Origin of the sequence: Ensifer sp. ENS07 (genome assembly GCF_014852185.1) — a bacterium.
In the GTDB taxonomy this organism is placed as follows: domain Bacteria; phylum Pseudomonadota; class Alphaproteobacteria; order Rhizobiales; family Rhizobiaceae; genus Ensifer; species Ensifer adhaerens.
Genome location: NZ_JACVBE010000002.1, coordinates 390,050 through 413,173, shown reverse-complemented (window position 1 = coordinate 413,173; position 23,124 = coordinate 390,050). Strand labels below are relative to the sequence as shown.

27 protein-coding genes and 1 pseudogene are annotated in these 23,124 nt (G+C 62.6%); 15 read left to right on the top strand and 13 right to left on the bottom strand.

Translation table 11 applies throughout. The features are described from left to right. Positions 1 to 85: 85 nt before the first annotated feature. Positions 86 to 502 (bottom strand): nuclear transport factor 2 family protein, encoded by a 417-nt coding sequence (locus IB277_RS09100; protein ID WP_034788108.1) that lies wholly within the window; start codon positions 500 to 502, stop codon positions 86 to 88. Between the two features lie 181 nt (positions 503 to 683). On the opposite strand from IB277_RS09100, the pseudogene IB277_RS09095 reads away from it, so the two are divergent. From IB277_RS09095 to IB277_RS09070, 6 genes and pseudogenes are all read left to right on the top strand, one after another. Further along, a pseudogene (locus IB277_RS09095) lies at positions 684 to 1,093 on the top strand (GFA family protein). Between the two features lie 130 nt (positions 1,094 to 1,223). Then, positions 1,224 to 2,297, top strand: a complete 1,074-nt coding sequence (locus tag IB277_RS09090) for a cyclic nucleotide-gated ion channel (protein WP_110818622.1) — start codon at positions 1,224 to 1,226, stop codon at positions 2,295 to 2,297. Positions 2,298 to 2,482: 185 nt separating this feature from the next. Beyond that, positions 2,483 to 3,316: a response regulator gene (locus tag IB277_RS09085; protein WP_034788121.1), complete on the top strand. Its 834-nt coding sequence runs from the start codon at positions 2,483 to 2,485 to the stop codon at positions 3,314 to 3,316. Between the two features lie 292 nt (positions 3,317 to 3,608). Next, positions 3,609 to 4,901: a diguanylate cyclase gene (locus IB277_RS09080; protein ID WP_371813577.1), complete on the top strand. Its 1,293-nt coding sequence runs from the start codon at positions 3,609 to 3,611 to the stop codon at positions 4,899 to 4,901. 123 nt (positions 4,902 to 5,024) lie between these two features. Further along, entirely contained in the window at positions 5,025 to 5,501 is a 477-nt protein-coding gene (locus IB277_RS09075) for a VOC family protein (RefSeq protein WP_034788525.1), read from the top strand. A gap of 200 nt (positions 5,502 to 5,701) precedes the next feature. Further along, positions 5,702 to 6,148: a DUF805 domain-containing protein gene (locus IB277_RS09070; protein WP_143034191.1), complete on the top strand. Its 447-nt coding sequence runs from the start codon at positions 5,702 to 5,704 to the stop codon at positions 6,146 to 6,148. Between the two features lie 275 nt (positions 6,149 to 6,423). Here IB277_RS09070 and IB277_RS09065 read toward each other — a convergent pair whose 3' ends face one another. From IB277_RS09065 to IB277_RS09050, 4 genes are all read right to left on the bottom strand, one after another. Further along, complete coding sequence (locus IB277_RS09065; protein ID WP_090294043.1) at positions 6,424 to 7,023, bottom strand: YdeI family protein; 600 nt, start codon at positions 7,021 to 7,023, stop codon at positions 6,424 to 6,426. Between the two features lie 150 nt (positions 7,024 to 7,173). Beyond that, positions 7,174 to 8,178, bottom strand: coding sequence for a GlxA family transcriptional regulator (locus IB277_RS09060; protein ID WP_034788530.1), 1,005 nt, complete (start codon positions 8,176 to 8,178; stop codon positions 7,174 to 7,176). 793 nt (positions 8,179 to 8,971) lie between these two features. Then, positions 8,972 to 9,175, bottom strand: coding sequence for a DUF1127 domain-containing protein (locus IB277_RS09055; RefSeq protein ID WP_034788135.1), 204 nt, complete (start codon positions 9,173 to 9,175; stop codon positions 8,972 to 8,974). Positions 9,176 to 9,274: 99 nt separating this feature from the next. Next, complete coding sequence (locus tag IB277_RS09050) at positions 9,275 to 9,553, bottom strand: hypothetical protein (RefSeq protein ID WP_051659126.1); 279 nt, start codon at positions 9,551 to 9,553, stop codon at positions 9,275 to 9,277. Positions 9,554 to 9,665: 112 nt separating this feature from the next. On the opposite strand from IB277_RS09050, the gene IB277_RS09045 reads away from it, so the two are divergent. Both IB277_RS09045 and IB277_RS09040 read left to right on the top strand, forming a co-directional pair. Beyond that, a complete protein-coding gene (locus IB277_RS09045; RefSeq protein ID WP_110818620.1) occupies positions 9,666 to 10,556 on the top strand; it encodes a LysR substrate-binding domain-containing protein in 891 nt (296 codons plus the stop codon). Positions 10,557 to 10,639: 83 nt separating this feature from the next. Beyond that, the gene (locus IB277_RS09040) at positions 10,640 to 11,284 is read left to right on the top strand and encodes a VIT1/CCC1 transporter family protein (protein ID WP_060601091.1); all 645 of its coding nucleotides are present in this window, start codon (positions 10,640 to 10,642) and stop codon (positions 11,282 to 11,284) included. Positions 11,285 to 11,312: 28 nt separating this feature from the next. Here IB277_RS09040 and IB277_RS09035 read toward each other — a convergent pair whose 3' ends face one another. After that, positions 11,313 to 11,969, bottom strand: a complete 657-nt coding sequence (locus IB277_RS09035; protein ID WP_034788143.1) for a GntR family transcriptional regulator — start codon at positions 11,967 to 11,969, stop codon at positions 11,313 to 11,315. A 293-nt stretch (positions 11,970 to 12,262) separates the two neighbouring features. Here IB277_RS09035 and IB277_RS09030 point away from each other — a divergent pair, with 293 nt between their 5' ends. The 5 genes from IB277_RS09030 to IB277_RS09010 all read left to right on the top strand — a co-directional run bounded on the left by IB277_RS09030 (position 12,263) and on the right by IB277_RS09010 (position 16,863). Next, positions 12,263 to 13,687, top strand: coding sequence for a M20 family metallopeptidase (locus IB277_RS09030; RefSeq protein WP_060601087.1), 1,425 nt, complete (start codon positions 12,263 to 12,265; stop codon positions 13,685 to 13,687). A gap of 33 nt (positions 13,688 to 13,720) precedes the next feature. Then, entirely contained in the window at positions 13,721 to 14,440 is a 720-nt protein-coding gene (locus IB277_RS09025; protein ID WP_089044217.1) for an ABC transporter permease, read from the top strand. After that, positions 14,440 to 15,162, top strand: a complete 723-nt coding sequence (locus IB277_RS09020) for an ABC transporter permease (RefSeq protein WP_060528781.1) — start codon at positions 14,440 to 14,442, stop codon at positions 15,160 to 15,162. Before IB277_RS09025 ends, IB277_RS09020 begins: the two co-directional genes overlap by 1 nt. A gap of 2 nt (positions 15,163 to 15,164) precedes the next feature. Then, entirely contained in the window at positions 15,165 to 15,941 is a 777-nt protein-coding gene (locus tag IB277_RS09015; protein ID WP_090294039.1) for an ABC transporter ATP-binding protein, read from the top strand. Positions 15,942 to 16,005: 64 nt separating this feature from the next. Continuing rightward, on the top strand, positions 16,006 to 16,863 hold the full coding sequence (locus IB277_RS09010) for a transporter substrate-binding domain-containing protein (RefSeq protein WP_034788156.1): 858 nt from the start codon (positions 16,006 to 16,008) through the stop codon (positions 16,861 to 16,863). Between the two features lie 336 nt (positions 16,864 to 17,199). Here IB277_RS09010 and IB277_RS09005 read toward each other — a convergent pair whose 3' ends face one another. Further along, the gene (locus IB277_RS09005; RefSeq protein ID WP_034788158.1) at positions 17,200 to 17,454 is read right to left on the bottom strand and encodes an acyl carrier protein; all 255 of its coding nucleotides are present in this window, start codon (positions 17,452 to 17,454) and stop codon (positions 17,200 to 17,202) included. A gap of 127 nt (positions 17,455 to 17,581) precedes the next feature. Here IB277_RS09005 and IB277_RS09000 point away from each other — a divergent pair, with 127 nt between their 5' ends. Both IB277_RS09000 and IB277_RS38630 read left to right on the top strand, forming a co-directional pair. Beyond that, complete coding sequence (locus IB277_RS09000; protein ID WP_210187425.1) at positions 17,582 to 18,028, top strand: MarR family transcriptional regulator; 447 nt, start codon at positions 17,582 to 17,584, stop codon at positions 18,026 to 18,028. A gap of 36 nt (positions 18,029 to 18,064) precedes the next feature. Continuing rightward, on the top strand, positions 18,065 to 18,190 hold the full coding sequence (locus tag IB277_RS38630) for a hypothetical protein (protein ID WP_255380900.1): 126 nt from the start codon (positions 18,065 to 18,067) through the stop codon (positions 18,188 to 18,190). A gap of 74 nt (positions 18,191 to 18,264) precedes the next feature. Here the strand turns inward: IB277_RS38630 and IB277_RS08995 are convergent, their stop codons facing one another. The 6 genes from IB277_RS08995 to IB277_RS08970 form a co-directional block, all read right to left on the bottom strand. Next, positions 18,265 to 18,582 (bottom strand): hypothetical protein, encoded by a 318-nt coding sequence (locus IB277_RS08995; protein WP_034788160.1) that lies wholly within the window; start codon positions 18,580 to 18,582, stop codon positions 18,265 to 18,267. 199 nt (positions 18,583 to 18,781) lie between these two features. Beyond that, positions 18,782 to 18,985 carry a hypothetical protein gene (locus IB277_RS08990; protein ID WP_060601072.1) on the bottom strand — a complete coding sequence of 68 codons (204 nt, stop codon included), beginning with the start codon at positions 18,983 to 18,985 and terminating at the stop codon, positions 18,782 to 18,784. 136 nt (positions 18,986 to 19,121) lie between these two features. Further along, positions 19,122 to 21,194, bottom strand: a complete 2,073-nt coding sequence (locus IB277_RS08985) for an ASKHA domain-containing protein (protein WP_051659127.1) — start codon at positions 21,192 to 21,194, stop codon at positions 19,122 to 19,124. Between the two features lie 157 nt (positions 21,195 to 21,351). Then, positions 21,352 to 21,684, bottom strand: coding sequence for a hypothetical protein (locus tag IB277_RS08980; protein ID WP_060520591.1), 333 nt, complete (start codon positions 21,682 to 21,684; stop codon positions 21,352 to 21,354). Between the two features lie 47 nt (positions 21,685 to 21,731). Continuing rightward, the gene (locus IB277_RS08975) at positions 21,732 to 22,034 is read right to left on the bottom strand and encodes a hypothetical protein (protein ID WP_034788169.1); all 303 of its coding nucleotides are present in this window, start codon (positions 22,032 to 22,034) and stop codon (positions 21,732 to 21,734) included. A 39-nt stretch (positions 22,035 to 22,073) separates the two neighbouring features. Further along, a complete protein-coding gene (locus IB277_RS08970; protein ID WP_034788171.1) occupies positions 22,074 to 23,039 on the bottom strand; it encodes a methyltetrahydrofolate cobalamin methyltransferase in 966 nt (321 codons plus the stop codon). Between the last annotated feature and the right edge of the window lie 85 nt (positions 23,040 to 23,124).

Below are 23,124 nucleotides of genomic sequence, written 5' to 3'. Positions count from 1 at the left end.
GACGGTTTATCGGTGAGGATTGGTCGAGGGGAAAGCGGCCGACCGCCTTCCCGTCATTCGCTACGCTCCACCTCGCCAGCACTCCTCAGGCTACCTTGCGGTCGCGACCGAAGGGATCGCCAAGCACTGACTCCGTGTGCAGGCAGGCCTGCCAACCGCTGTTCTCGCGTATCCAGGTGGTGGCGTCGGCGGCTTTCAGTGTCAAAGGCTGCCCGTCCACATCCATCTCTTCCGTTACCGTATAGGCGATGACGGCGACGTCCTCGCGCGGAAAGACCACGCTGACGTCGTCGAGGCGGAACGATTTGAGCTTCCAGGAACGCTCGGCCTGTTCTGCCATTCTGCGATAGTCGTCCGGCGTGAGCACCGCTGCGCCTTGCGCGCCGACGACGATCGAGCGTTCGGGCAGCATGGCCACGGATGCCTCGGTGTCCTTCTCCAGAATGGTTCGCCAGAATTCCTGTTCGAGGTCGATAATCTCCTGTTCGTCGGCATGTGCCATGGTTCGTACCTCCGTTTGGCATACCGGCAGAAGACGTCAAACGGCGAAAGGTTCCGCCAAGACAGTCGGGTTCAGGCGATCTCAGAGCGCATCTTGATGCCGGCAACAAGCGCGGGAACCGAACAACCGACCACGTCGTTTCCCTGGTCTGGCATCAGTGGTTGCGACAGGGGGTAGGAACATGACGGCGCTATCGGGAAAATGCCTTTGCGGTCGGGTCGCGCTCTCGGTGCGCGGCGAACCGATCCGGGTCGGCATCTGCCATTGCATGGACTGCCGCAAGGAGAGCGGATCCGCCTTCACCTTCTATGGCATCTGGCCCGCGGAACAGTTTGAATATTCCGGCGAAATTTCGGATTTCCAGGGCCGGTGCTTCTGTTCGCATTGCGGCTCGCGCGTCTTTTCGGTCGACGCGCGCGAGGCGGAGGTAAGCTCGGCATCCTGTCCCAGGCGCCGACGCCGCTGAAGCCGAGCTACGAACTCTGGGTCAAGCGCCGGGAGCCTTGGCTGCGGCCAGTGGAGGGTGCCGTGCAGTACCAGGAAGATCGCGAACGCACTGGCGACGAGGGGCCGGCCGACACCCGCTACTAGGCCCGTTTCGCTACAAATTCGAATCCCCTTAAATGAGCATCGATTCATGCAGTGAATTGTGCTTTAGATCAAAGCGTTGCCGCCCCCGTCCGGCCGAGGCGTCGTCGGCGAGCGGACGCTGGGGGAGTGAATGTCGGCACGGCCTTCCTTACGAATTTCCACGCCGCTCAACGGACTGCTGGCAGCGCTCGGCCTTGCCGCCGTCGCGGCGCTGACCACGCGCAATTTCGGCGCGACGGCGCGGTTGTCGCTGGAGGTGGTGCTTGGCGGCCTCTGGCTTTTCTATGTGCTGCAGCTGGCCGATACGCTCGCCGCCTGGCCCACGGCGGATCGTCGCGCGCTGATGCCGCATCTCGTGATCGATATGGTGGCCGTCGTCGTTCCGCTGGCCGCCTTCCTGTTCGCCGATCCGCGCGACCAGAGCCTTTATTGCGGAGTCTGGCTCTTGAAGCCCTTGCGCCATTCCACCTTCTTCCGGCTGCTCGGCCGGGTGGTGGCGCGCGCCGCGCCCAATCTCGTCGGCGTCACCTCGCTCTTCGGCATCGTGCTCTTCGGCGCATCGCTGGTCGCCTATCTGATCGAGCGCGACATCCAGCCGGACAAGTTCGGCAGCATTCCGCAGGCCATGTGGTGGGCGGTGGTGACGCTGTCGACCACCGGCTATGGCGACGAGATCCCGCAGACACTGGCCGGCCGGGTGCTTGCCGGTCTGGTGATGATGAGCGGTATCGGCATCTTTGCGCTCTGGGCGGGCATTCTCGCCACCGGGTTTTTCGAAGAAGTGCGCCGCCAGGATTTCGTGCGCAACTGGCAGCTGGTCGCGGCGGTGCCGCTGTTCGAAAAGCTCGGCTCGGCCGCCTTCGTCGAGATCGTCAGGGCATTGCGGCCGCGGGCGGTGCCGGCAGGTAGCATCATCTGCCGCAAGGGCGAGCCGGGCGACCAGATGTACTTCATCGTCGAGGGGCGCGTGACGATTGCAACGCCGTCACCGACGCCGGTCGAGCTCGGCCCCGGCAGTTTCTTCGGCGAGATGGCGCTGATATCGGGTGAGCCGCGCTCTGCGACCGTCACGGCTGCCACAGAGGTCTCTTTGCTGTCGCTCTATTCGGAGGATTTCCAGATGCTGTCGAGCAGCAATCCGGAGATCGCCGAGGTCATCCGCCGGACCGCCGAGACGCGGCGTGGCCGACCCCCGGAGGCATGAGAAAAGCCGGCGGCACGGCGGCCGGACGTCTCAAGCCGGCACGCCGGTCTCGTTAATTCGCCGGCCGCTTATTAACACCGAAGAAAGCCTTTCTCCTCTAGCATGGCGCCTGCAAGTTACAGCGACTAGGCGGGCATGAAGAACGCGCGGAGCTGTAGGGGGACACTCTTTCACATAGGCGTTCAATGTCATTTTTTGGCGTTTCCGGAATGTATTATTCCGGTGAATCCCTTGCCGAGCACCGCATCGTGCTTGCCGAGGACTCCAACCTCTTTTCCTCGATGGTCTCGAAGCGGCTGAAAGAGCTGTTCGACATCGATGTCATCGTCTGCCGCGACTATGACGATCTGCAGTTCGCCGTCGAAAACGCGACATTCCCGGCCTCGCTCGCCATCTCCAACATCAACCTGCCGGGGGCGGAAAACGGCGAGGCGCTCAACTACCTGATCGAGATGAGCGTGCCGACCGTCGTCTTCACCGGCTCGTTCCAGGAATCAACGCGCGAGAAGATCCTGGCCAAGGAGATCGTCGACTACGTCATCAAGGACAGCGTCTTTGCTGTCGACATGCTGGCAGAATCGGTCTGCCGGTTCCTCACCAACCACAAGCACCATGTGCTGATCGTCGACGACAGCCCGACCGCACGCGCGCTGCTGACGACGCAGCTCAAGCGCTACAACTTCCGCACCAGCTCGGCCGAAAACGGCGCGATGGCGCTGGAGCTCCTCAAGAACAATCCGGATATCGGCCTCGTCATCACCGACTACAACATGCCTGATATCGACGGCTTCGAGCTGACGCGGCGCATTCGCAGTTCCTACGGGCCGCACCAGCTGCGCATCATCGGTGTTTCGTCGTCGACCAACCGCCTTCTGTCGGCGCGCTTCCTCAAGGCCGGCGGCAACGACTTCGTCGTTCGTCCCTTCGTCAACGAGGAATTCTACTGCCGCGTCAACCAGAACCTGGATACGCTGACCAAGATCCGCACACTCAGTGAAAAAGTTAGGGTTCCTGCTTAACCATCAAAGCAGGATGGGTAAAAACCCCTAAGAATTATTGGGTGAGTGCATCAAAAACGCCGCGCACAGGTTGCCGTATTAACGAAATTGCAATCCGAACGGTCTTCAATCCGCCGCAGCAGGAGCGGGGAACCCGGTCACACGGATCACGCCGGCCGAAAGGTCAGGCGCGGCAAGTGGCCGGGTTGAAGATTTCGGGAGCCAGCGTCACCCCTTGAGGGAAGCACGCCTGTGGCTCGAGAGGGGTTGCAGGGACGTGAGATTGCGCCGCACGCCAGGCCGGGTGAATTCTGTGCAGAAGCACAGTGACAAGCGCATGCTGCTTGTCGAAGATTCCCGGATGTTTGCGACGGCGCTGAAGTACGGGCTTGAGTCCGTCCACGGCATTCGCGTTACCCATTGCAACTCGCTGGCGGCGCTGAAGGAAGCGCTGGAGCAGTCGCCGGAGAGCTTCTCGCTCGCCGTTCTCGATCTCAACCTGCCGGATGCGCCCAATTGCGAGGCGCTCGAATTCATCCTCGACAACCAGGTGCCGGCCGTCGTCTTCACCGCGGCCTTCAACGACCATACGCGCGAGGAGATCCTCAGGCGCGGCGCGCTCGATTGTGTCATCAAGCACCAGCCGGAATCGATCAATCTCTTGATTGGCGCCGTCGATCGGGCGCTGACCAACGGCAAGACGACAGTGTTGCTTGCTGATTCCGATGCCGCCTCGCGCAGCGAACTGGCCGGCATCTTGAGGCGCAAGCGGATTTCCGTCTGCGAGGTCGCATCTGCCGCCGATGCGCTGCAGGTGCTTGACAGCGGCGAGGCCGTCGATCTCGTCGTCACCGACCTTGATCTCTCCGACATGTCCGGCGCAGCGCTGCTTGCCGAGGTGGAACGGCGGCGGGGCGACGGCGCGGTGCCGGTCATCGGTCTCTCCGACAGCGGCGACCGGCGTGCCGGTGCCCGCTTCCTCGAAGCGGGCGGTACGGATTTCATTCAGAAGCCCTTCCTCGAAGCGGAGTTCAATGGGCGCATTGCGCAGGCGGCCGGTGTGCAGAAGCGGCTGCAGACGCTGCAGCGGCAGGCGGCCAGCGACTACCTCACCGACCTCTACAACCGCCGTCACTTCTTCGTGGCGGGGCCGCGGCTGGTCGAGCAGTGCCTCAGGCGCGGCGAGCCGACGGCGATCGCCGTGCTTGATATCGATCATTTCAAGCGCCTCAACGACACATATGGCCACGAGATCGGCGACATCGTGCTGAAGCATGTGGCCAAGCGCCTCTCCGTGCTCGTTGGCGAGGACCATCTGCTCGCCCGCCTCGGCGGCGAGGAGTTCGGCATCCTCTTCAACGGCTGCGACGTGCGGCGCGCCTTCGCCTTTTGCGACGCGCTGCGCCTGGAACTCGCAAAATCCCGCATCGTCGCCGACGACGAGGAGCTGACGATTACCGTGTCGATCGGGCTTGCCACGATCGAGACCTCGGAGGCCTTCGAGAACTACCTGCACGCCGCCGACCAGTTTCTCTACATGGCCAAGCATGCCGGCCGGAACCGCGTGATTTCCGAGTTGGCGCTGCTCGACGCGCTGGCCTCGTAAACTGCCGGGCCAGACCGGCAGGCCCACCCTCGGAAATAATGATCCGTCACCTGTCGGCTTGGAACGAAGTCGATCGTCCTTCGGTTACCGCACATGAGCAGGCGGCACGAGGAGGACCAAATCATGACCAATGTCGTTTCCAATCTCTGGTTTGCGAAGGAGGCGCGCCAGGCCGTCGACTTCTATGTTTCGCTCGTTCCCAATTCGGCAATCATCCGCGTCACCACCTTGCCGGCGGAAAGCCCGAGCGGACCGCCCGGCAGCGTGACGACCATCGAGTTCACGCTCGGCAACCAGGAATTCCTGGCGCTCGAAGCCGGGCCCCTCGATCCGTTCAACCATTCCTTCTCGATCATGATCCAGTGCGATACCCAGGAGGAGATCGACCGGATTTGGAACGCGATCAGCGAAAACGGTGGACAGATCGAACAATGCGGCTGGATCCGCGACCGCTGGGGGTTGTGCTGGCAGATCGTGCCAAGGGTGCTCGGCGACATGGTCGCCCATTCCGACCGTGCGCGCGCCAAGCGCGTCACGGAGGCGATGCTCGGTATGATCAAGCTCGATATCGCCGAACTGGAGCGGGCGTTTCACGGCTAGAAGCCGGTTGTCTCGTGGGTGCAGGACCCGCAAGTTATGGAAGCGGCAGGCGGGCCATGCCCCGCCTCCAGCGACGCTCGAGATGCCAGGCACAAGGCCGCCTGCCTGTGCAACCATGGGGCGCTTTTTGGCGCGAAGACATCTACCCGTTTATGAGGGAACCTTTTATAGGATGACAAGGCTGGCCGGCGCGGGGGCACTTGGAAGCGCACTGGCTGTTGGGGGGAGACGACGTGAATTTACAGATGTTTACGAGTGTTGATGGCCGTATCGGACGTCAGGCCTGGTGGTTGACGCAGATCGTTATTTGCATTGCGGCGATAGCCGCGATGTTCGCCGGCGGGGCGTTGTTGGCGCTTTCGGGCGTGGAAAATTATGCCGCGGGCTTCAGCCTTATGCATATGCTTGTCATCTTCATCATCACCGCGAGTTTCTATTTCGGCTTCACGGTCAACACCAAGCGCTGGCACGACCATGGCCGTTCCGGGTGGTGGAACCTTGCGCTGTTCGTCCCGGTCGTCGGGCCGCTCTTGGGCCTCGTCATGTTGGGCTTCCTCGCGGGCGAGGAGGGTGACAACCGCTTTGGTCCGCCGGTCCTACGCTTCGTCGGAGGCGGTGCCGCGTGCTTCGGCCGCGCCGGTCAGTGACGCCGGGCTGTAAGTCAAAGGGCTACGGCGACGTTTGTGTGCGTCCGACAGAACGCGTGTCGCCTTCGGCGTTCATTTTTCGCCCCTGCACGTGCCAAGCGCGTGCCGGTGGCGATGCCGGGCATGATCAAGCCGAATATTGCCAAGATTGAGCGTGCAAACAGCTTTGGGCCCCCGACCGTCGGGCGTCGAGCCTTGCCGGTGCCGGATCGGTCTCGGGCTATGCCGGTCCGCCAGGACGAAGGCCGACCTTTCGGTCGTGCCCCGCAATCGCTTTACTTGCTCTTCTGCGGATAGATCGTTTCGCCGCGCTTCAGCATCTCGACGAAGGTCTCGATCTTCTTTTTGCGCCCGGCTTCGGTCTTCATGTTGTGGGTGCGGAAGGCGAGCGCGAAGCGGTTCTGTGCGCTGAGCTTGCCAAGCATTTCGCGGGCTTCGGGCTCAGCGTCGATCGCCGCCTGCAGGTCGTCGGGGATCTGCATGTCCTTGCCGCTGGCATAGGCGCGGTCCCAGCGGCCGTCGGCCTTGGCGGCATCGACCTGTTTGAGCCCGTGCTCGGTCATACGGCCCTCGGCAATCAGGCGCGCGACATTGTCGACATTGATCTGGCTCCAGATGCTCTTCTTGCCGCGCGGCGAATAGCGCTGGAGGAAACTCCTGTCGTCGTGCCCCTTGCGCACGCCGTCGATCCAACCCCAGCAGAGCACGGCGTCGATCGCCTCCTTGGGCGTGACCGAGGCGAGGCCGGAGCTGACCTTGTGGGTCTTGATCCACACTTCGGTTTCGCTCTGGTGGTGAGCGGCGAGCCAGTCGTAGAAGCTCTGGAAGTCCTTGAATTCGTGAACCTTGGCGGGATCGATCTCCACGGGGGCCATCGTTCGTTGTGCTCCTCGCTCTCCTGAAACGCCGACCATTCAATCCAAAAAAGCGGCGCGTGCAAGCGCCATGACGGCACAAGCGGAAAGTGTCACCAACGAAAAAGGGCGGAGAAGCTCCGCCCTTGTCTGGTCCGTCTGATCTGCCGCTTATCGCGCCATCTGCAGCGTCAGCTTGCGGTCGGCGCGCTCCTGCTGCGGCGAGCGGTTGTAGAGTTCGCGATAACACTTGGAGAAGTGCGAGGCGGAGACGAAGCCGCAGGCTACGGCCACTTCGACCACCGGCATCGACGACTGGATCAAGAGGTGCCTTGCGCGATCGAGGCGGATTTCGAGATAGTAGCGCGCAGGCGAGCGGCCCATTTCCTGGCGGAAGAGACGCTCGATCTGGCGGCGGGAGAGATCGGCGCCCTCAGCGATTTCGAGCAGCGAAAGCGGCTCGGCGAGGTTTGCCTCCATCAGTTCGATGATGGACAGCACCTTGGCGTTCTGCACGCCGAGACGGGCGCGCAGCGGCAGGCGCTGGCGGTCATGGGGCCCGCGCACGCGATCGGTCAGCGCCTGTTCGCAGACGCGGTTGACGAGGCTCTCGCCGAAATCCTGGTCGATCAGGTTCAGCATCATGTCGAGCGAGGCGGTGCCGCCGGCGCAGGTGTAGATGTTGCTGTCGATTTCGTAGAGGTCGGCATAGACGTCGACCTGCGGGAAGCTTTCGGAAAAGCCCGGCAGGTTTTCCCAGTGGATGGCGCAGCGCTTGCCGGTCAGAAGACCGGCCGACGCCAGCACATGGGCGCCGGTACAGAGGCTGCCGACGGCGACGCCGCGGTTATAGACCTCGCGCAGCCAGGCATTGACCGACTTGTTGTTGAAGTCCTCGACATAGATGCCGGAACAGACCAGCACCATCGAGGGGCGGTTTTCGCCGCCGAGAAACTTGCGCTCGTCTGCAAGCGACGAGTTGACCTCGAGCGCGATACCGCTCGACGACAGGACCTTTTCGCCGTCGGACGATGCGAGGCGCCAGGAATAGGCCTCGTAGCCGAGCATGCGGTTGGCGATGCGGAGCGTTTCGATCGCCGCCGAAAAGGGCAGCATGGAAAAGTTCGGCACCAGGAAGAAGACGAGAGAACGCTTTTTGGTCAGTGGCTTGTTCATGAGGCTTCCCATGCTTGGCGATGCGGTATATTCGTCGCTTGGAAGATACTCTTCGGCTTGTCTGTTTGCGACATTCGCATGGATAGCAGCGACCGCAAAGAGATTTCGCATTGCGACATCGCGCGGTGAAAGGCGGCTCGGCCCCGCTTTCAGGCTTTTGTAAGGAAAGCGACAGTTTTTACAGCGCTGTTGACGCTATCGGACAAGAACTGCTAGAGATACGCAACATTCGCAAAGCGCTCTCCAAGGTTGTGTTTGCCGATTGCGACGCTTCACACGGCTGGCGCGGGTGTCGGTAAAAGACAAGTGGACCTCGTGCGATCGCTCGCTAGCCTGATTAACGGCACCGCGAGTAGCGGTACGAGCCAAATCGGCCGATGATCACACGCCATTGGCGGCGCGTGCTTTCGACACTACCTGCGATGCGGCGGTCTCTTTGGAAGGGTACGTTGCGTGGGGCGGAATCAGCCGACAACTCTGAGGCGCGCCGTTTCGCTGCTGAAGGCCCTTTGGACTGTTTCGGTCATCGTCGCGACAACCGCCATCGGTGCCCACGCCGGATGGTTGGGCCACGGCATCGTGGGGTCGTTGGCGCTCGGGTTCGTGGGGCTTGTCGCCGGCTGTTTCCTCAGTCGGCCGTCGCTTCTCGCAGATTGCTGACCTAGGCCGCATTGCGTTTCGGATTGCGCGACGACACGTTCGAACGCAAAGGAAAAGGGCACCGCCTTGTCGGCGATGCCCTTCGATTGATCCGGATTGTGACGCCCTCAGAAGGGACAGATCACGCCGTCATTCATTGTTCGGTCTTATGCACCGCATCGTCCACCGACGGGAAGCCGATGTCCTTCAGCGTGTCATAGGACAGGTTCTCGAGGGCCCGTTCCTGGCGATAACGCTTCCATACTGCCCAGGCACGAACCTGCAGATTGAAGAGACCCGGAAGGGACGAGTGGGAGGATGCCCGTTCCGAGGCCGATGAAAACTGAGTGTTGGACATTTCATGGCTCCTTCTGAGTGTCTCAGCCGGTCGCGACCATGATGGTATTTATGGCCTAACCTGACTTATCATTCCAACGAATATGTTTGATGCCTTTCATCAAACATGGTGATTGATTAGCGGGTCCGCAAACATCACGTCGTCACGGACTCTCTGTGGCAGTTTGGCGAGTTCGCGCCGGGCTTCCACCCGATTCCGCGCGATCTGTTTTTCGCGTCGTTGCCTTGCAACACCGTCGAGGACGGCAATCATTTGATTGAGGGCGTTGAGGACCATGTCGTTGCTCCTGCTATGCTCTTTTTTTACCACTGCCTGCGGCAGGCGGCTGTTACGGAGGGAACTCTTCGAAGCGGCGATAACAAGGGCTGCGGTGGACATGCGTTTCTCCTTCCTTCGTCGTCCTTGAGCTTGACTATCGGCCATTGCTGATGTTCAATCAAACGAAATGAAGTGAAGCTATCTTTCAGTTTTTTTGAATGAGGTTGACGCCATGAACATGCTGATGCGCCATGCGCTTCCGCTTCTCGAAATGGACGTGCTGAAGACTTTCATCGCGATTGCCGAGACCGGCAACTTCACCACCGCCGCCGAAACCGTGTACCGCACGCCGTCGGCTGTCTCGATGCAGATCAAGAAGCTCGAGGAGATGCTCGGCTGTACGCTGTTCCTGCGAGACGCCCGCTCGGTCACCTTGACGCCGAAGGGCGAGTTGCTGCTCGGCTTTGCCCGCCGCCTGCTGTCGCTCAACAACGAAACGGTTTCCCGCTTTCTCTTGCCGGATATGAACGGCGTAGTGCGCGTCGGCGCGCCTGAGGACGTTGGCGAGCGCATCCTGCCTGAGGTGCTGAAGCGTTTCGCCGAATCCTATCCGAACGTCACGGTCGATGTGTCGATCGGCATGAGCAACGCCATGCGCAAGAAGGTGGACGAGCACCGGCTCGATATCGCCATCTTCAACAGCCTGACCGAGGGAACGCCCCGCAATGGCGAAATTCTGATGCAGGAAAAGCTGGTCTGGGCCGGCGCAAAGTGCGGCAGCGCGCATCTGAAGGATCCGCTGCCGGTGTCGATGTGGGAGGACGGCTGCGTCTGGCGGGCGGATGCGGTAGAAAAACTCGCGCGCGCCGGCCGCAAGTTCCGCATTGCGTTCCTCAGCGCCTATACCACCGGGCAGCGCGCCGCCGTGCGTGCCGGTCTCGCGATCGCGCCGCTGCCGCGTTACCTCGTCCAGGGGGAAATGGTGCAACTCGGCGAGCGCGACGGCCTGCCGGATCTCGGCCACTACAATATCGGCCTGCAGGTGATCAGCGATGCGCCGGCGCCTGTACTGGCGGTCGCCGACCATGTGCGCGACGCCTTCGCCGATCTGCAGGTCCAGTAAGGGGAGATATCGCGGTTGCGCTCTTCCCGGTCGCTGCCCGCCGCCTTCCTGTCGTCCTGGCCACTTTCGTCGGGTGCCCGGCCATGAGTGAACGGTCGCGCGTCCTCGATCCGATCGACCGCCTGTCGGAGATCATCTTCGGCCTCTTGATGGCGCTGTCCTTCACGGGAACCATGAGCACGGTCACGGCCGGCGAGGGCGGCGTCAATGCCGTGCTCGTCGCCGCCCTCGGCTGCAACATCGCCTGGGGCATCGTCGACGGCGTCATGTATGTGCTGACGACGGTGGTGGAGCGTGTGCGACGGCGCGGTTTTCTCGACAGGCTCAGGTCTGAGCGGCTCGATCGCGCCCGCGAACTGTTTCTCGAAAGCCTGCCGGACGATGTGCGCCGCGTCTCTTCGCCCAAGGAAACGGAAGCGCTGCTTGTCCGGGTGAGGGCGCTCTCCGCCGACCCCCGGCACCGGGTTGTGACCGCACACGACCTTAAGGCAGCCGTCGCGATCTTTCTGCTGGTCGTCGCCTCGACGTTGCCGCCAAGCATTCCCTTCCTGCTGACGGACAATGTCGCGCTCGCCATGCGCGCCTCCAACGCCATTGCGCTCGTCATGCTCTTCGTCATCGGCGCGCGCCTCGGCCGCTACATGGGCCGAAGCCCCTGGCCGATGGCCCTTGCGATGGCTGCGATCGGCGCGGTTCTGGTGGCGGTGACGATCCTCTTTGGCGGATAACTTTCGCCCTTGAGCGACGAGGGTTCGCTCACACCTTGATCGGTGCCTGGCGGATGTGGATTTCGATCAGCCGTTTCAGTTCGGGCAGATCCCGGGCTTCCAGCGCGTCGACCATCAGGTGGTGCTCGCGGGCCGATTGCTCGATGCGGGCGCGGGTGCGCCATTGCGATACCGGGGCCGATACGGTGCGCTGGCGGATTTCGGCAACGACGTCGACGAGTTCGGAATTGCCCGAGAGCATGAGAAGGGCGCGGTGGAAGGCGAGGTTGGCGTCATAGTGCTCCATGATGGAGCCGCGAAACGACATCTCGTCGAACTGCCGGGCGAGTTGCCTCAGTTCGGCGATGGTGGCGGGCGTTGCATTGGCAACCATGCGGTCGGCGACGCCGGTTTCGAGAATCACGCGGATATCGCTGATTTCCTGCGTGCGCTGGTCGTCGAGTTCATAGACCTGGTAGCCGCGGTTGGGATTGTGCTGCACCAGCCTGCGCTGCGACAGCCGGTCGAGCGCCCGGCGCACCTCCGGCCGCGTGCAGTCGTAGCGGCGCTCCAGGTCGATCTGCTTCAGCCAGGCGCCGGCCGGCAGGGTCCCGGTCAGGATGTCGTGCAGCAGGAGGTCGGTAACGTCCTTCTTGTCCTCGGGCTTTTCCTCGGGCGCCAGCATTTCCGTCAGATCGTCGCTCATTCCTGCCTTACACTCTCTTTCCGCCTGTCACCGGCCTCTGACGCACGTTGCTGGTGCATGTCCCAGGTCCCCGGCGCGTGCCTCGCGTCGCCCGCCGCAGCGGAATTGGCTCCATTTTTGGAGAAACTATGATGCCGTCCTGAACAATTCAATGCGGGACAGCGGCGTTGCCTGCCTGCCTCTCGCCGTTGTGCACATCGCTCGAAATGTTTCAGGACCCTCTTGTGTATCCAAAAATGTTATCATAAATTGGCGCCAATTCTGGTTACTATTGTTGCGGAAGTCAAGAAACGATGAAAAATGCCGATGCCGTCTGGGAACTCCTCGAAGCCAAGCGCGAACGGTTCTTCGTGCTCAGCGACCGGGTCTGGGATACGCCGGAAACCAACTACGAGGAGTTTTCCTCGTCGGCCGAACACGCCGCACTGCTGGAGGCCGAGGGCTTTCGCGTATCGCGCGGTATCGCCGGCATGCCGACGGCGGTGATGGGCGAGGCGGGCGAGGGCGGACCGGTTATCGCCATTCTCGGCGAGTTCGATGCGCTGCCGGGCCTCAGCCAGGAGGCCGGCATTGCCGAGGAGCGGCCTCTGGTCGACGGCGGCAATGGCCATGGCTGCGGCCACAATCTGCTCGGCGCCGGCGCGATGATGGCGGCGACCGCCGTCAAGGATTACCTCACGGCCAGCGGCATCAAGGGGCGGGTGCGCTATTACGGGTGCCCGGCGGAAGAGGGCGGCTCGTCCAAGGGCTTCATGGTGCGCGCTGGCGTGTTCGACGATGTCGATATCGCGATTTCCTGGCACCCCGCACCCTTTGCCGGCGTCAACAACCCCATTTCGCTTGCCTGCAACGAGCTCGACTTCCGCTTCAGCGGCCGGGCATCCCATGCATCGGCTGCTCCCCATCTCGGCCGCAGCGCGCTCGATGCGCTCGAACTGATGAATGTCGGCGTCAACTATCTTCGCGAACACATGCCATCGTCGGCGCGCATCCACTATGCGGTGACGGACACCGGCGGCAACGCGCCGAACGTGGTGCAGGCCCGCGCCAAGGCGCGCTATCTCGTGCGCGCCCGCAGCCTGCCGGAACTGCTCGATCTCGTGGAACGTGTCCGCAGCGTTGCCAAGGGCGCGGCGCTGATGACGGGCACCACGGTCACGGACGAGATCGTCAGCGGCGACGCCAACCTCGTCGGAAACACCCCGCTCGAAGCGCTGATGCACCGCCAGCTTGAGCATCTGGGACCGCCGCAGTTCGACGAGGATGATCGGCGGACGGCGGCAAAGTTCCAGGAGACCTTTACCGGCGAGGATATCGCCTCTGCCTTCGAGCGTTTCGGGCTCAAGCTGCGACGGGGCGTTTCGCTCTGCGACACGATCTTTCCGCCGGAAAACGGCGCCGGCACGCTTGTCGGCTCCACCGATGTCGGAACGGTGAGCTGGGTGGTGCCGACTGTGCAGATGCGCGGCGCGACCTACGCGATCGGCACGCCCGGCCATTCCTGGCAGCTGGTCGCGCAAGGCAAGCTGCCGGCTGCCCACAAGGGCATGGAGCACGCGGCCAAGGTGATGGCGAGCACGGCGGTGGAGCTCATCCTCGATCCCGCGCTCATTGCCGCCGCCAAGGCCGACCATGCCTCGCGGCTCGAGGGCACGCCCTTCGTCAATCCCATTCCTGACGATGTCGACCCGCCGATCCCCGGGGTGAGCCATGGTTAAGTCATCGATCGACAAGCGAAGGGAGGCGCTGCGATGACTGAGCCCGGTTTCCTCGACATCATCAGCTTCGGGCCGGACGGCTGGGGGCCGGCGCTTGCCGCCGGCGCCTGGATGACGATCCTGATCGCGATTGCCGGTTTTGCGATCGGCGGCCTCATCGGCACCTTCGGCGCCTGGGCGAAGATCTCCGGCGGCCCGGTCGTCCGTGGATGCGCCGAGGCCTACACGACGGTCCTTCGCGGCATTCCCGACCTCCTGGTCATCTATCTCTTTTATTTCGGCGGCAGCGCCGTGGTGACGGCCGTCGGCCAATTGTTCGGTGCGGAGGGTTTCGTCAGCTTCCCCGGTTTCATCGCCGGTGCACTTGCGGTCGGCATCACCTCAGGCGCCCAGCAGACCGAGGTCTATCGCGGCGCCTTCCGCGCCGTGCATCCGGGCGAGTTGGAGGCGGCAACCGCCTGCGGCATGGGCCGGCTCCTCAAGTTTCGCCGCATCATTGCACCCTTGACGCTGCGTTATGCGCTGCCCGGTCTCGGCAATGTCTGGCAGGTGGTGTTGAAGGAGTCCGCACTGGTGTCGGTCACGGGTGTAGTCGAACTCTTGCGTCAGGCGCAGATCGGCGCCGGATCGACCAGCCGTCCCTTCGACTTCTTCTTCATCGCAGCCATGATCTATCTCGCGATTTCGACCGTGTCGGGCCTCGTTCTTCAGGTTACCGAGCGCCGGTTCTCGCGCGGCGTCAGGAGGGGCTGATGGATATCAAATTTGCCCTCGAAACCTTCTGGAGCTTGGCGACGGCGCTGCCGCTGACGCTGGAGCTTGCCGCGACATCGATCGCGCTTGGTTCGGTGCTGGCTCTTGGGCTGGCGCTCTCCCGTCTGTCGGGCATTCTTGCGCTCGATCTCTTTGCCCGCACTTACGTGTTCCTGTTTCGCGGAACGCCGCTGCTCGTGCAGATCTTCCTGATCTATTACGGCCTCAGCCAGTTTCCCGCCGTCCGCCACAGCATCTTCTGGCCGCTTCTGCGCGAACCCTACTGGTGCGCCGTGCTGGCGCTGATGCTGAACACGGCCGCCTATGCGAGCGAAATCATCCGCGGCGGCCTCCTTTCGGTTCCGCACGGCCAGGTCGAGGCAGCGCGGGCCTGCGGCATGGGGCGCGTCATGATCTTTCGCCGCATCGTCATGCCGCAGGCGCTGCGCCAGGCGCTACCCGGTTACGGCAACGAGATGATCTCCATGGTCAAGGCGACCTCGCTCGCCTCGATCATCACGCTGATGGAAATCACCGGCGTCGCCGCCAAGCTGATCTCGGAGAGCTACCGGGTGATCGAGGTCTTCGTCGTCGCCGGTCTCATCTATCTCGCCATAAACTTCGCGCTGACCCGGCTCGTTGCGTTTGCCGAACACCGGTTTAACCCGCAGCTGCGCGCGCCATTGCCGATCTCCGCCGAACTCAAGGGAGAAGCCCATTGAACATGTCCGCCGCCGTCACCGCACCGGTCGCGATCCGCGTGCACGACCTTCACAAGAGTTTCGGCCCGGTCGAGGTGCTGAAAGGCGTCTCGCTCGACGCGCGCGAGGGTGAGGTGATTTCCATCCTCGGATCCTCCGGCTCCGGCAAGTCGACGCTGCTTCGCTGCATCAACATGCTGGAGGTTCCGAATTCGGGCACGATCGAGGTCGCCGGCGAGGCGATCCGGCTGAAGACATCGAACGATGGGCGCAGCCGCCCGGCCGACCCGAAACAGGTGGACCGCATCCGCTCCGAACTCGGCATGGTGTTTCAGAGCTTCAATCTCTGGTCCCACAAGACCGTGCTTGAAAACGTCATCGAGGCGCCGGTGCATGTGCTGAAGCGCCCGCGCGTCGAGGCGATCGAGGAGGCCGAAGCCCTGCTTGCCAAGGTCGGCATCGCCGACAAGCGCAACCATTATCCCTCGCATCTCTCCGGCGGCCAGCAGCAGCGCGCCGCGATCGCCCGTGCGCTTGCCATGCGCCCGAAGGCGATGCTCTTCGACGAACCGACCTCGGCGCTCGACCCGGAACTGGTCGGCGAGGTGCTGCGCGTCATGCGCGGCCTGGCGGAGGAGGGGCGCACCATGCTGGTCGTCACCCACGAGATGGGCTTTGCCCGCGACGTCTCGAGCCGCGTCGTCTTCGTGCACAAGGGCACGATCGAGGAGGAGGGGCCGCCGCACGAGGTCTTCACCCATTCGAAGTCCGAACGCTTCCGCCAGTTCATCAAGAGTTGACGCCTGTCGTGATCGGCGGGCCGAAAAACAAGGCAATCAACATCCACAAAAGGGGAATGCTGCAATGAAAAAGACCACCGCAATCATGGCATCGGCGCTTGCCGTTGCCGCGGGGCTGATGTCCATGCCGGCGCAGGCCGAAGACAAGAAGTGGACGAAGGTGACGATCGCCACCGAAGGTGCCTTTCCGCCCTATAACCTGACCAAGGCGGACGGCACGCTCGACGGCTACGAGATCGAGCTCAGCAAGATCCTCTGCGACCACATGAAGGTCGAATGCACCGTCATCGCGCAGTCCTTCGATGGCATGATCCCAGCGCTCAACGCCGGCAAGTTCGACGCGATCATGGCCGGCATGTCGGCCACCGAGAAGCGCAAGGAAGTCATCGACTTCTCGATGTCCTACGGTAGCACCGGCCAGGCCTTCGCGACGCTGAAGGGCGGTGATCTCGAAACCCTGCCGATGAAGGGCGAGCTCTTCTCGCTTGCCTCCAACGAGGCCGGCGCGCGCAAGGCGGTCGACGAGCTGAAGCCGCTGATCGAAGGCAAGACCATCGGCGTCCAGACCGCCTCGATCGCGGCGCGCTTCATCGACGAATATCTGAAGGACGTCGTCGAGGTGCGCGAATACAAGACGACCGAGCAGCACGATCTCGATCTCGTCGCCGGCCGCGTCGATTTCGTCATGGCGTCCATGGGCTACCTGAAGACGACCGTCGAAAAGCCCGCCAACAGCGACATGGTCATCACCGGCCCCCGCTTCCAGGGCGGCTTCCTCGGCGCCGGCAGCTCCGTCGGCCTGCGCAAGAGCGACCCCGAATTGAAGGCGCTGTTCGACGACGCAATTGCCGCTGCCAAGGCCGATGGTACCATCAAGCGCCTGTCGGAGAAGTGGTTCGGCTTCGACCTGACGCCGCAGTAATCCGGGTCGGTTCGCCCTCTCAACCAAAGCACCGCGCGTTCCGTCGAACGCGCGGTGTTTTCTGTGACTGGAATGCCCGGCGCTTCCTCGCGCGCTTGCAAGGCGCCAGGGCTGTTTATTTAATAGCGACGCGCAGCGCGTGTGGACATCTTTCGAACACAATCGCTTCGTATAAGCCCATCTGTCGACATTTGCTTATGAGCGCTGAATGTGTTCGCCGCTCGCAACTGTCGCGTCGCTTTAGACTTTTGACCACGGATGTACTGGCACTGGTGTAAGAGCGATGATGAGGAAGGTCGGTGCGGTTTCGCCCCGGCCTTTTTTATTGCCGGATGATCACTTCAGCGTTTTCGACGCGAGCACAAAGTCGATCAGGTCGCCGACCGTGACGAGCTTTTCGACAGAGTCGTCGGTCAGATAGATCTCGAACTCTTCCTCCACCAACATCGCCAATTGAGACACTTCGAGCGAGTCGGCGCCCAGATCCTCTTCGATCTCGGCATCGTCTTTCACTTCGGAAGCCTTCACGCCGAGCAGCTCGACGAGGATCGCCTTTACGCGTTCGGAAACATCGGATCGTGTGGGTGCCATGGATCTACTCCCTCCCTTAAAGCATAACACAAAGGGCGGTGAACGGCCGTCTAGGCCTATAGGATCATTCGCTGATTTCGTCATGATCCAAATGGGTTAGGCCATTTCGGTGAGGGAGAGCCCCTGGGTGTTTGCCAGTGCCAGACCTCGGCACCTCGGCGAACTCCTGCGATATATCGGCGAACGCGTCGATCAGGGTGCCGCCGAGCGATATGAAACCCTGAAGATCGACTACAGGCCGCGCTATACGCCCCTGTTGCGCGCGCTTGCCGCCGGCGCCGAGACCGTCACCGAGATCACCAGCAACAGCAGTCTCACCCAGGGCGCGATCAGCCAGACGGTCAGCCTGATGCTGAAGGGCGGGCTCCTTGCCCGGCGCGGCCTCGACGACGGCAGAAAGACCGGCCTGCGGTTGACGAAAAAGGGCGTCGCCCTCCTGACAACTCTGGAGCCGCACCGGCAGATGACATTCCTGGCGATCCGGTGCCTCGAGCTGGAATCGGATATCCGGTTCTTGAGGTGCTACAGGCGCTCGGGGCGGCGCTGGAGCGGGAAGGGTTCGCGAGCCGCCTGAAGGCCGCCCCCCATCGTCAGGAGAAGGAGGCTTCCGGTGGCCGCTGAAGTCGGGACCAGAAACTGGTTCGATGCCGCAGCCACCGCCTATGCCCTGTTCCGGCCGGACTATGGTCGGTTCATGGAACGGCTTAAGGAAAAGCCTTCCTCGATCCAGCCTTGAGGGAGGCGCGGCAGCCACCGCGCCAAGCCCAATCCGGCGCGGCAAAGCCGCCCCGGTCACCTTCCAACGATGCCCTATTTCGTCGGAGCAGGCGTCGGCCGCACCAGCGAGACGACGCGCGGCTTCGAGGGGGCGTCCAGCCACTCGATCCACTTGTCCCGTTCCTCGGTCGTGTCGAAGAACCGCCAGAGCTTGTAGTCTTCTTCGGTGGTCTGCAGCATTTCGCCGATCGAAACGAGCTCCATCGGCAATTCCACCTCGTTGCCGTCGTAGCGAATGAAGTAGATCCCCTCGGCGGCAAGCCGGATGATCTGACCGGTGCCATAGGTGCCATCGGGATCGTCGACTGTGAAGTACATGCCGGTCAGGGTATCGAGAATTTTGTCGTTCATGGGTTCTGGATGCCAGTTTAAGGAATAGGTTTCATCAGACCGTCGCCCGCCGCCGGAATTAAGGCAAGCTGAAATCTCCAGTGTCCACATTCACCAAACAGCATAATAGCCCGATGCGCGACCAAACGAGGACTTTCGCTTGTGCGGTCGGCCGCCACGTTCATGGCGAGAGGGCGGCTGGTGCCGCCCTTCGTTTGCGTCAACCAAAGTACGATGTTTTGCCGCGCGTGAGGTTGGACCTGCCCGTGCCCGGCGTCGTGTTGGGTTTCCCGCTACCGCCCGCCAACTCGATTGCTTCAATGGCTTTGGCAGCCGGCTGATTTTCAGAGGCCCCCAGCGAACTCGCTGCGAAGGCGGAGCCGGCAAATGCAAGCGATGCCGCGACTGCGATGATGATTTTCATTGGTCTCTCCTTGGTTCAAAAGCACGCGCAAAAGCGCGCCAACCTCGGCGTAGACCTGCTGTGAGAACGAAGACATACGGCGGTTGTCGTATTTCGACACGGCAGAGACTTGCGAAAACTCGGAATGGTTACCGGACTACTCCCGGCTCCTCCTCCGCCGCCTTCCGCCGCCTTCACCGTCATCGCTACTCACCTTGCGCTCCGGCAAGGTGACCACGGTCGAAAGCTTCGGGAAGCTGTCGACCTTGTTCGGCATCGCCATGGCGTTGACGAAATGCTCCTGAAATTTTGATTCAAGCGCCGTCTCTATCTTCTCGATTTTGCTGACAGTTTGCTCGATCTCGCGGCGGTGGCCGCGGTTCAAGAGCGCCATCAGCGCGCCGGTACCGGCGGCGTTGCCGACGGCCTTTACGTCGTCGAGATCGCAGTCCGGGATGAGGCCCAGCACCATCGCATATTTGGGATCGATGAAGGAGCCGAAGGCGCCGGCAAAGCGGATGGTGTCGACGTGGTCGACGCCCTGCTTTTCCATGAGCAGCTTGATGCCGGCATAGAGCGCTGCCTTGGCGAGCTGGATGGCGCGGATGTCGTTCTGCGTCACGGTGATGCGCTGCTCACCCTCGTGCAGGAGGTAGGAGAAGGTGCGGCCGTTCGGGATGATGCGCGGGCTTTTTGCCGCCATGGCACCATCGACGACACCGTCCTCGGAGATGATGCCGGAAAGATACATCTCGGCGACGATCTCGATGATCGCCGAGCCGCAGATGCCGGTGACGCCGACTGATGCGGCCGCCTCGGCAAAGCCTTCCTCGTCCGACCACTTTTCGACGCCGATGACGCGGAAGCGCGGCTCCAGCGTTACGGGATCGATGCGCACGCGCTCGATCGCGCCGGGGGCGGCGCGCTGGCCCGACGAAATTTCCGCACCTTCGAAGGCCGGGCCCGTGGGCGAGGAAGCGGCGACGACGCGGTCCTTGTTGCCGAGCACGATTTCGGCATTGGTGCCGACATCGACGAGCAGCATCATCTTGTCCTGGCGATAGGGCCCTTCGGCGAGGGTTGCGCCCGCCGCATCGGCGCCCACATGGCCGGCGATGCAGGGCAGCATGTAGAGGCGCGCGCCGCGATTGACGTCGATATCGATCTCATGCGCCCAATATTGCAGCGCGCCTGACACGGCGAGCGCGAACGGCGCCTGGCCGAGTTCCGTCGGGTCGATGCCGAGGAAGAGGTGGTGCATGATCGGGTTCGCGACGAAGACCATGTCGAGAATGTCGTGGCGGTCGACTTCACCCTCGGCGCAGACCTTGCCGATGAGACCATTGACCGCCTCGCGCACGGCCTTGGTCATCGCCTCGCGGCCATCAGGATTCATCATCACATAGGAGACGCGGCTCATCAGGTCTTCGCCGAAGCGGATCTGCGGGTTGGAGGCGCCGGACGAGGCGGCGATGCGACCCGAGAGCAGTGACACGAGATGCATGGCGATCGTCGTCGAGCCGATGTCGCAGGCAACGCCATATGCCTCGTTCTTGAGGCCCGGCCACAGGCCGACGATGAAGGGGCGCGAACTATCCATGTCGCGGTGGATGGCGGCGGTGACGGCCCAGTTGCCCTTGCGCAGGATGCCTTGAACCTGCGGGATCAGGTGCGGTGCAATCAGCAGATCCTTCCAGCCCCAGTCCTTCTCCAGCATCACCTTCAGCCGGTCGAGATCGCCGAGCGGCTTGTGCATGTCGGGCTCGTCCACCTCGACATAGCAGAGCTGAACGGCGGCATTGCGCTCGATCACCCGATCGGTTGCGGCCTTGCGCACGACCTGGGCGTTGATGACGGTATCCTGCGGCACGTCGATGACGAGATCGCCGAGGATCTGGGCGGAACAGGAGAGGCGGCGGCCGTCGGGCAGGCCGCGGATCTTCTCGTAGCGATCTTCCTTGGCGCCCTTTTCAGAAATGTGGTCGTTGGACGAGACGATCTTGTGCTTGGCGAAGTTGCCTTCCTGCACCACGATCTGACAGCGTCCGCAGGTGGCGCGCCCGCCGCACACGCTTTCGACATAGACGCCGAGCTTGCGCGCCGCATCGAGAACCGGCGTGCCGACCGGGAAGCGGCCGCGCTTGCCCGAAGGCATGAACAGCACGAGAGGGTCCTTTTGCGCGGCTTCGGTCATGTTGGTCTCGATCTCGGAGGTACCTTCAATGCGCATGCTCTGTGGTCTTTCGTCAGGTCCGCTTCAATGGGTCAGGCGAAGCACGGGTAAACGGTTTCAGACTGCACCGGAACGGCGCCCGATAGTTGTCCAATCCCGACATGGAAGCTTCTGTTTCAAACAGTTAGGCGTGGGGCACGGTGGCGCGTCAGGCTTACTTGCGCGACAGCCGCCGGGCGTTGCTGCGCACGCGCTTGCCATAGGGCCTGAGGGCTGCGGACGCAATCGCCGTTCCGTGGCCAGACGCCGTGCCGCCGGTCATCAGGCGCAAGGTGTTGTCGAAAGCGGCCTTCCAAAGGGCCATGTTCACGGCCATGACGCTCTCGGCCGTGGCGGCGATCTTCTCGGAGACCATGCGATGAAGCTCGGTCACGTCCTGGGTCTTGCCGGTGAGCGCCGCCAGTTGCATCTCCTGCAGTCGGACGGCGATGACGAAGGGGGCCTCGAACCAGAGGGTGGCGGCATCCAGGCGTAGGCTGCGTGTCATGGTGATCTCCACTTTGCGTTGGCGGATGGATGAACCGACGTGCGTTGCTACGGCGCCCCGGCAAGTTTTACGACTGCGAATGTATAGGCAAGAGTCGCGGCCAGCACGGCCGAGCTGCCCCAGAGGCAAGCCTTGATCACCTGCTCCTGCGGACCGAGATAGACCTTCCTGGTGACGGTGGCGATCATTATTGTTCCAAGTACGGCAGCCGTCACGATGATCACGGGCGCACCATAGGTGCGGAGCGCGGCGTAGAACCGCTGAAACTCGGCCGCATCGTCAAACAGTGTGTACCTGGCGATAACGACCAGAGGGAGAACGACGGCAAGGAGGCGCAACTGGCTTCTCATCGTCCTTCTCCCTCGAGCGCATCAGCGCCGATCCAGGAACTACTCGCTGGCAGCCGCACCACCCGTGCGGGCCGCGCGGCCACCGCGACGTCCGCCACCGGCGGCTGCCACTGGTGCTGCCGCAACCACGTGGCCACCTTCGGCCGGCTTGTGGTCGCGGTAGGTCTTGATCCAGTGGGTGCAGTTCGGGTCGGTGCCGTTTAGCACGTTTGCCGCACGCACGGCTTCCATTTCCTGCGGGCGGCAGGGGTTCATGATTGCCGACGTCATGCCGGCGCCGATGACCATCGGAATGAAGCCGGCATTGATGCCGTGGCGGTGCGGCAGGCCGAAGGAGATGTTGGACAGGCCGCAGGTGGTGTTGACCTTCAACTCTTCGCGCAGACGCCGCAGAAGTGCGAAGACCTGCTGGCCGGCGGTGCCCATGGCGCCGATCGGCATGACCAGCGGGTCGACGACGATGTCGTGCGGCTTGATGCCGAAGTCGGCGGCGCGCTCGACGATCTTCTTGGCGACGGCAAAACGCACATCCGGATCTTCGGAAATGCCGGTTTCGTCGTTGGAGATGGCAACGACCGGAACGTCATACTTCTTGCAGAGCGGCAGGATCGCTTCGAGCTTTTCCTCTTCGCCGGTCACGGAGTTGACCAGCGGGCGGCCCTTGGCGACGCGCAGTGCCGCCTCGATCGCGGCCGTCACCGAACTGTCGATCGACAGCGGCACGTCGACGAGGCCCTGGACGATTTCGAGTGTCTTGACCAAGAGCGGCGGCTCGGTCTCGTTCGGGTTGACGGCGGTCACGCCGGCGTTGACGTCGAGCATCGTCGCCCCGGCGGCAACCTGCTCCAGCGCGTCCTTGATGACGGTATCGAAGTTGCCCTCGATCATTTCGGCGGCCAGCTTCTTGCGGCCGGTCGGGTTGATGCGTTCGCCGATGACGCAGAACGGCTGGTCGAAGCCGATGATGATCTCGCGGGTGGCGGAAGCGACGATGGTCCGGGTCATGCAGGGTCCTTTGTCATTTGGCGTCTATGTAATCACGCCCGTGAAGTCGATGATAGGCGCCTTGTGGCCGGCGCCAGTTTTGTCT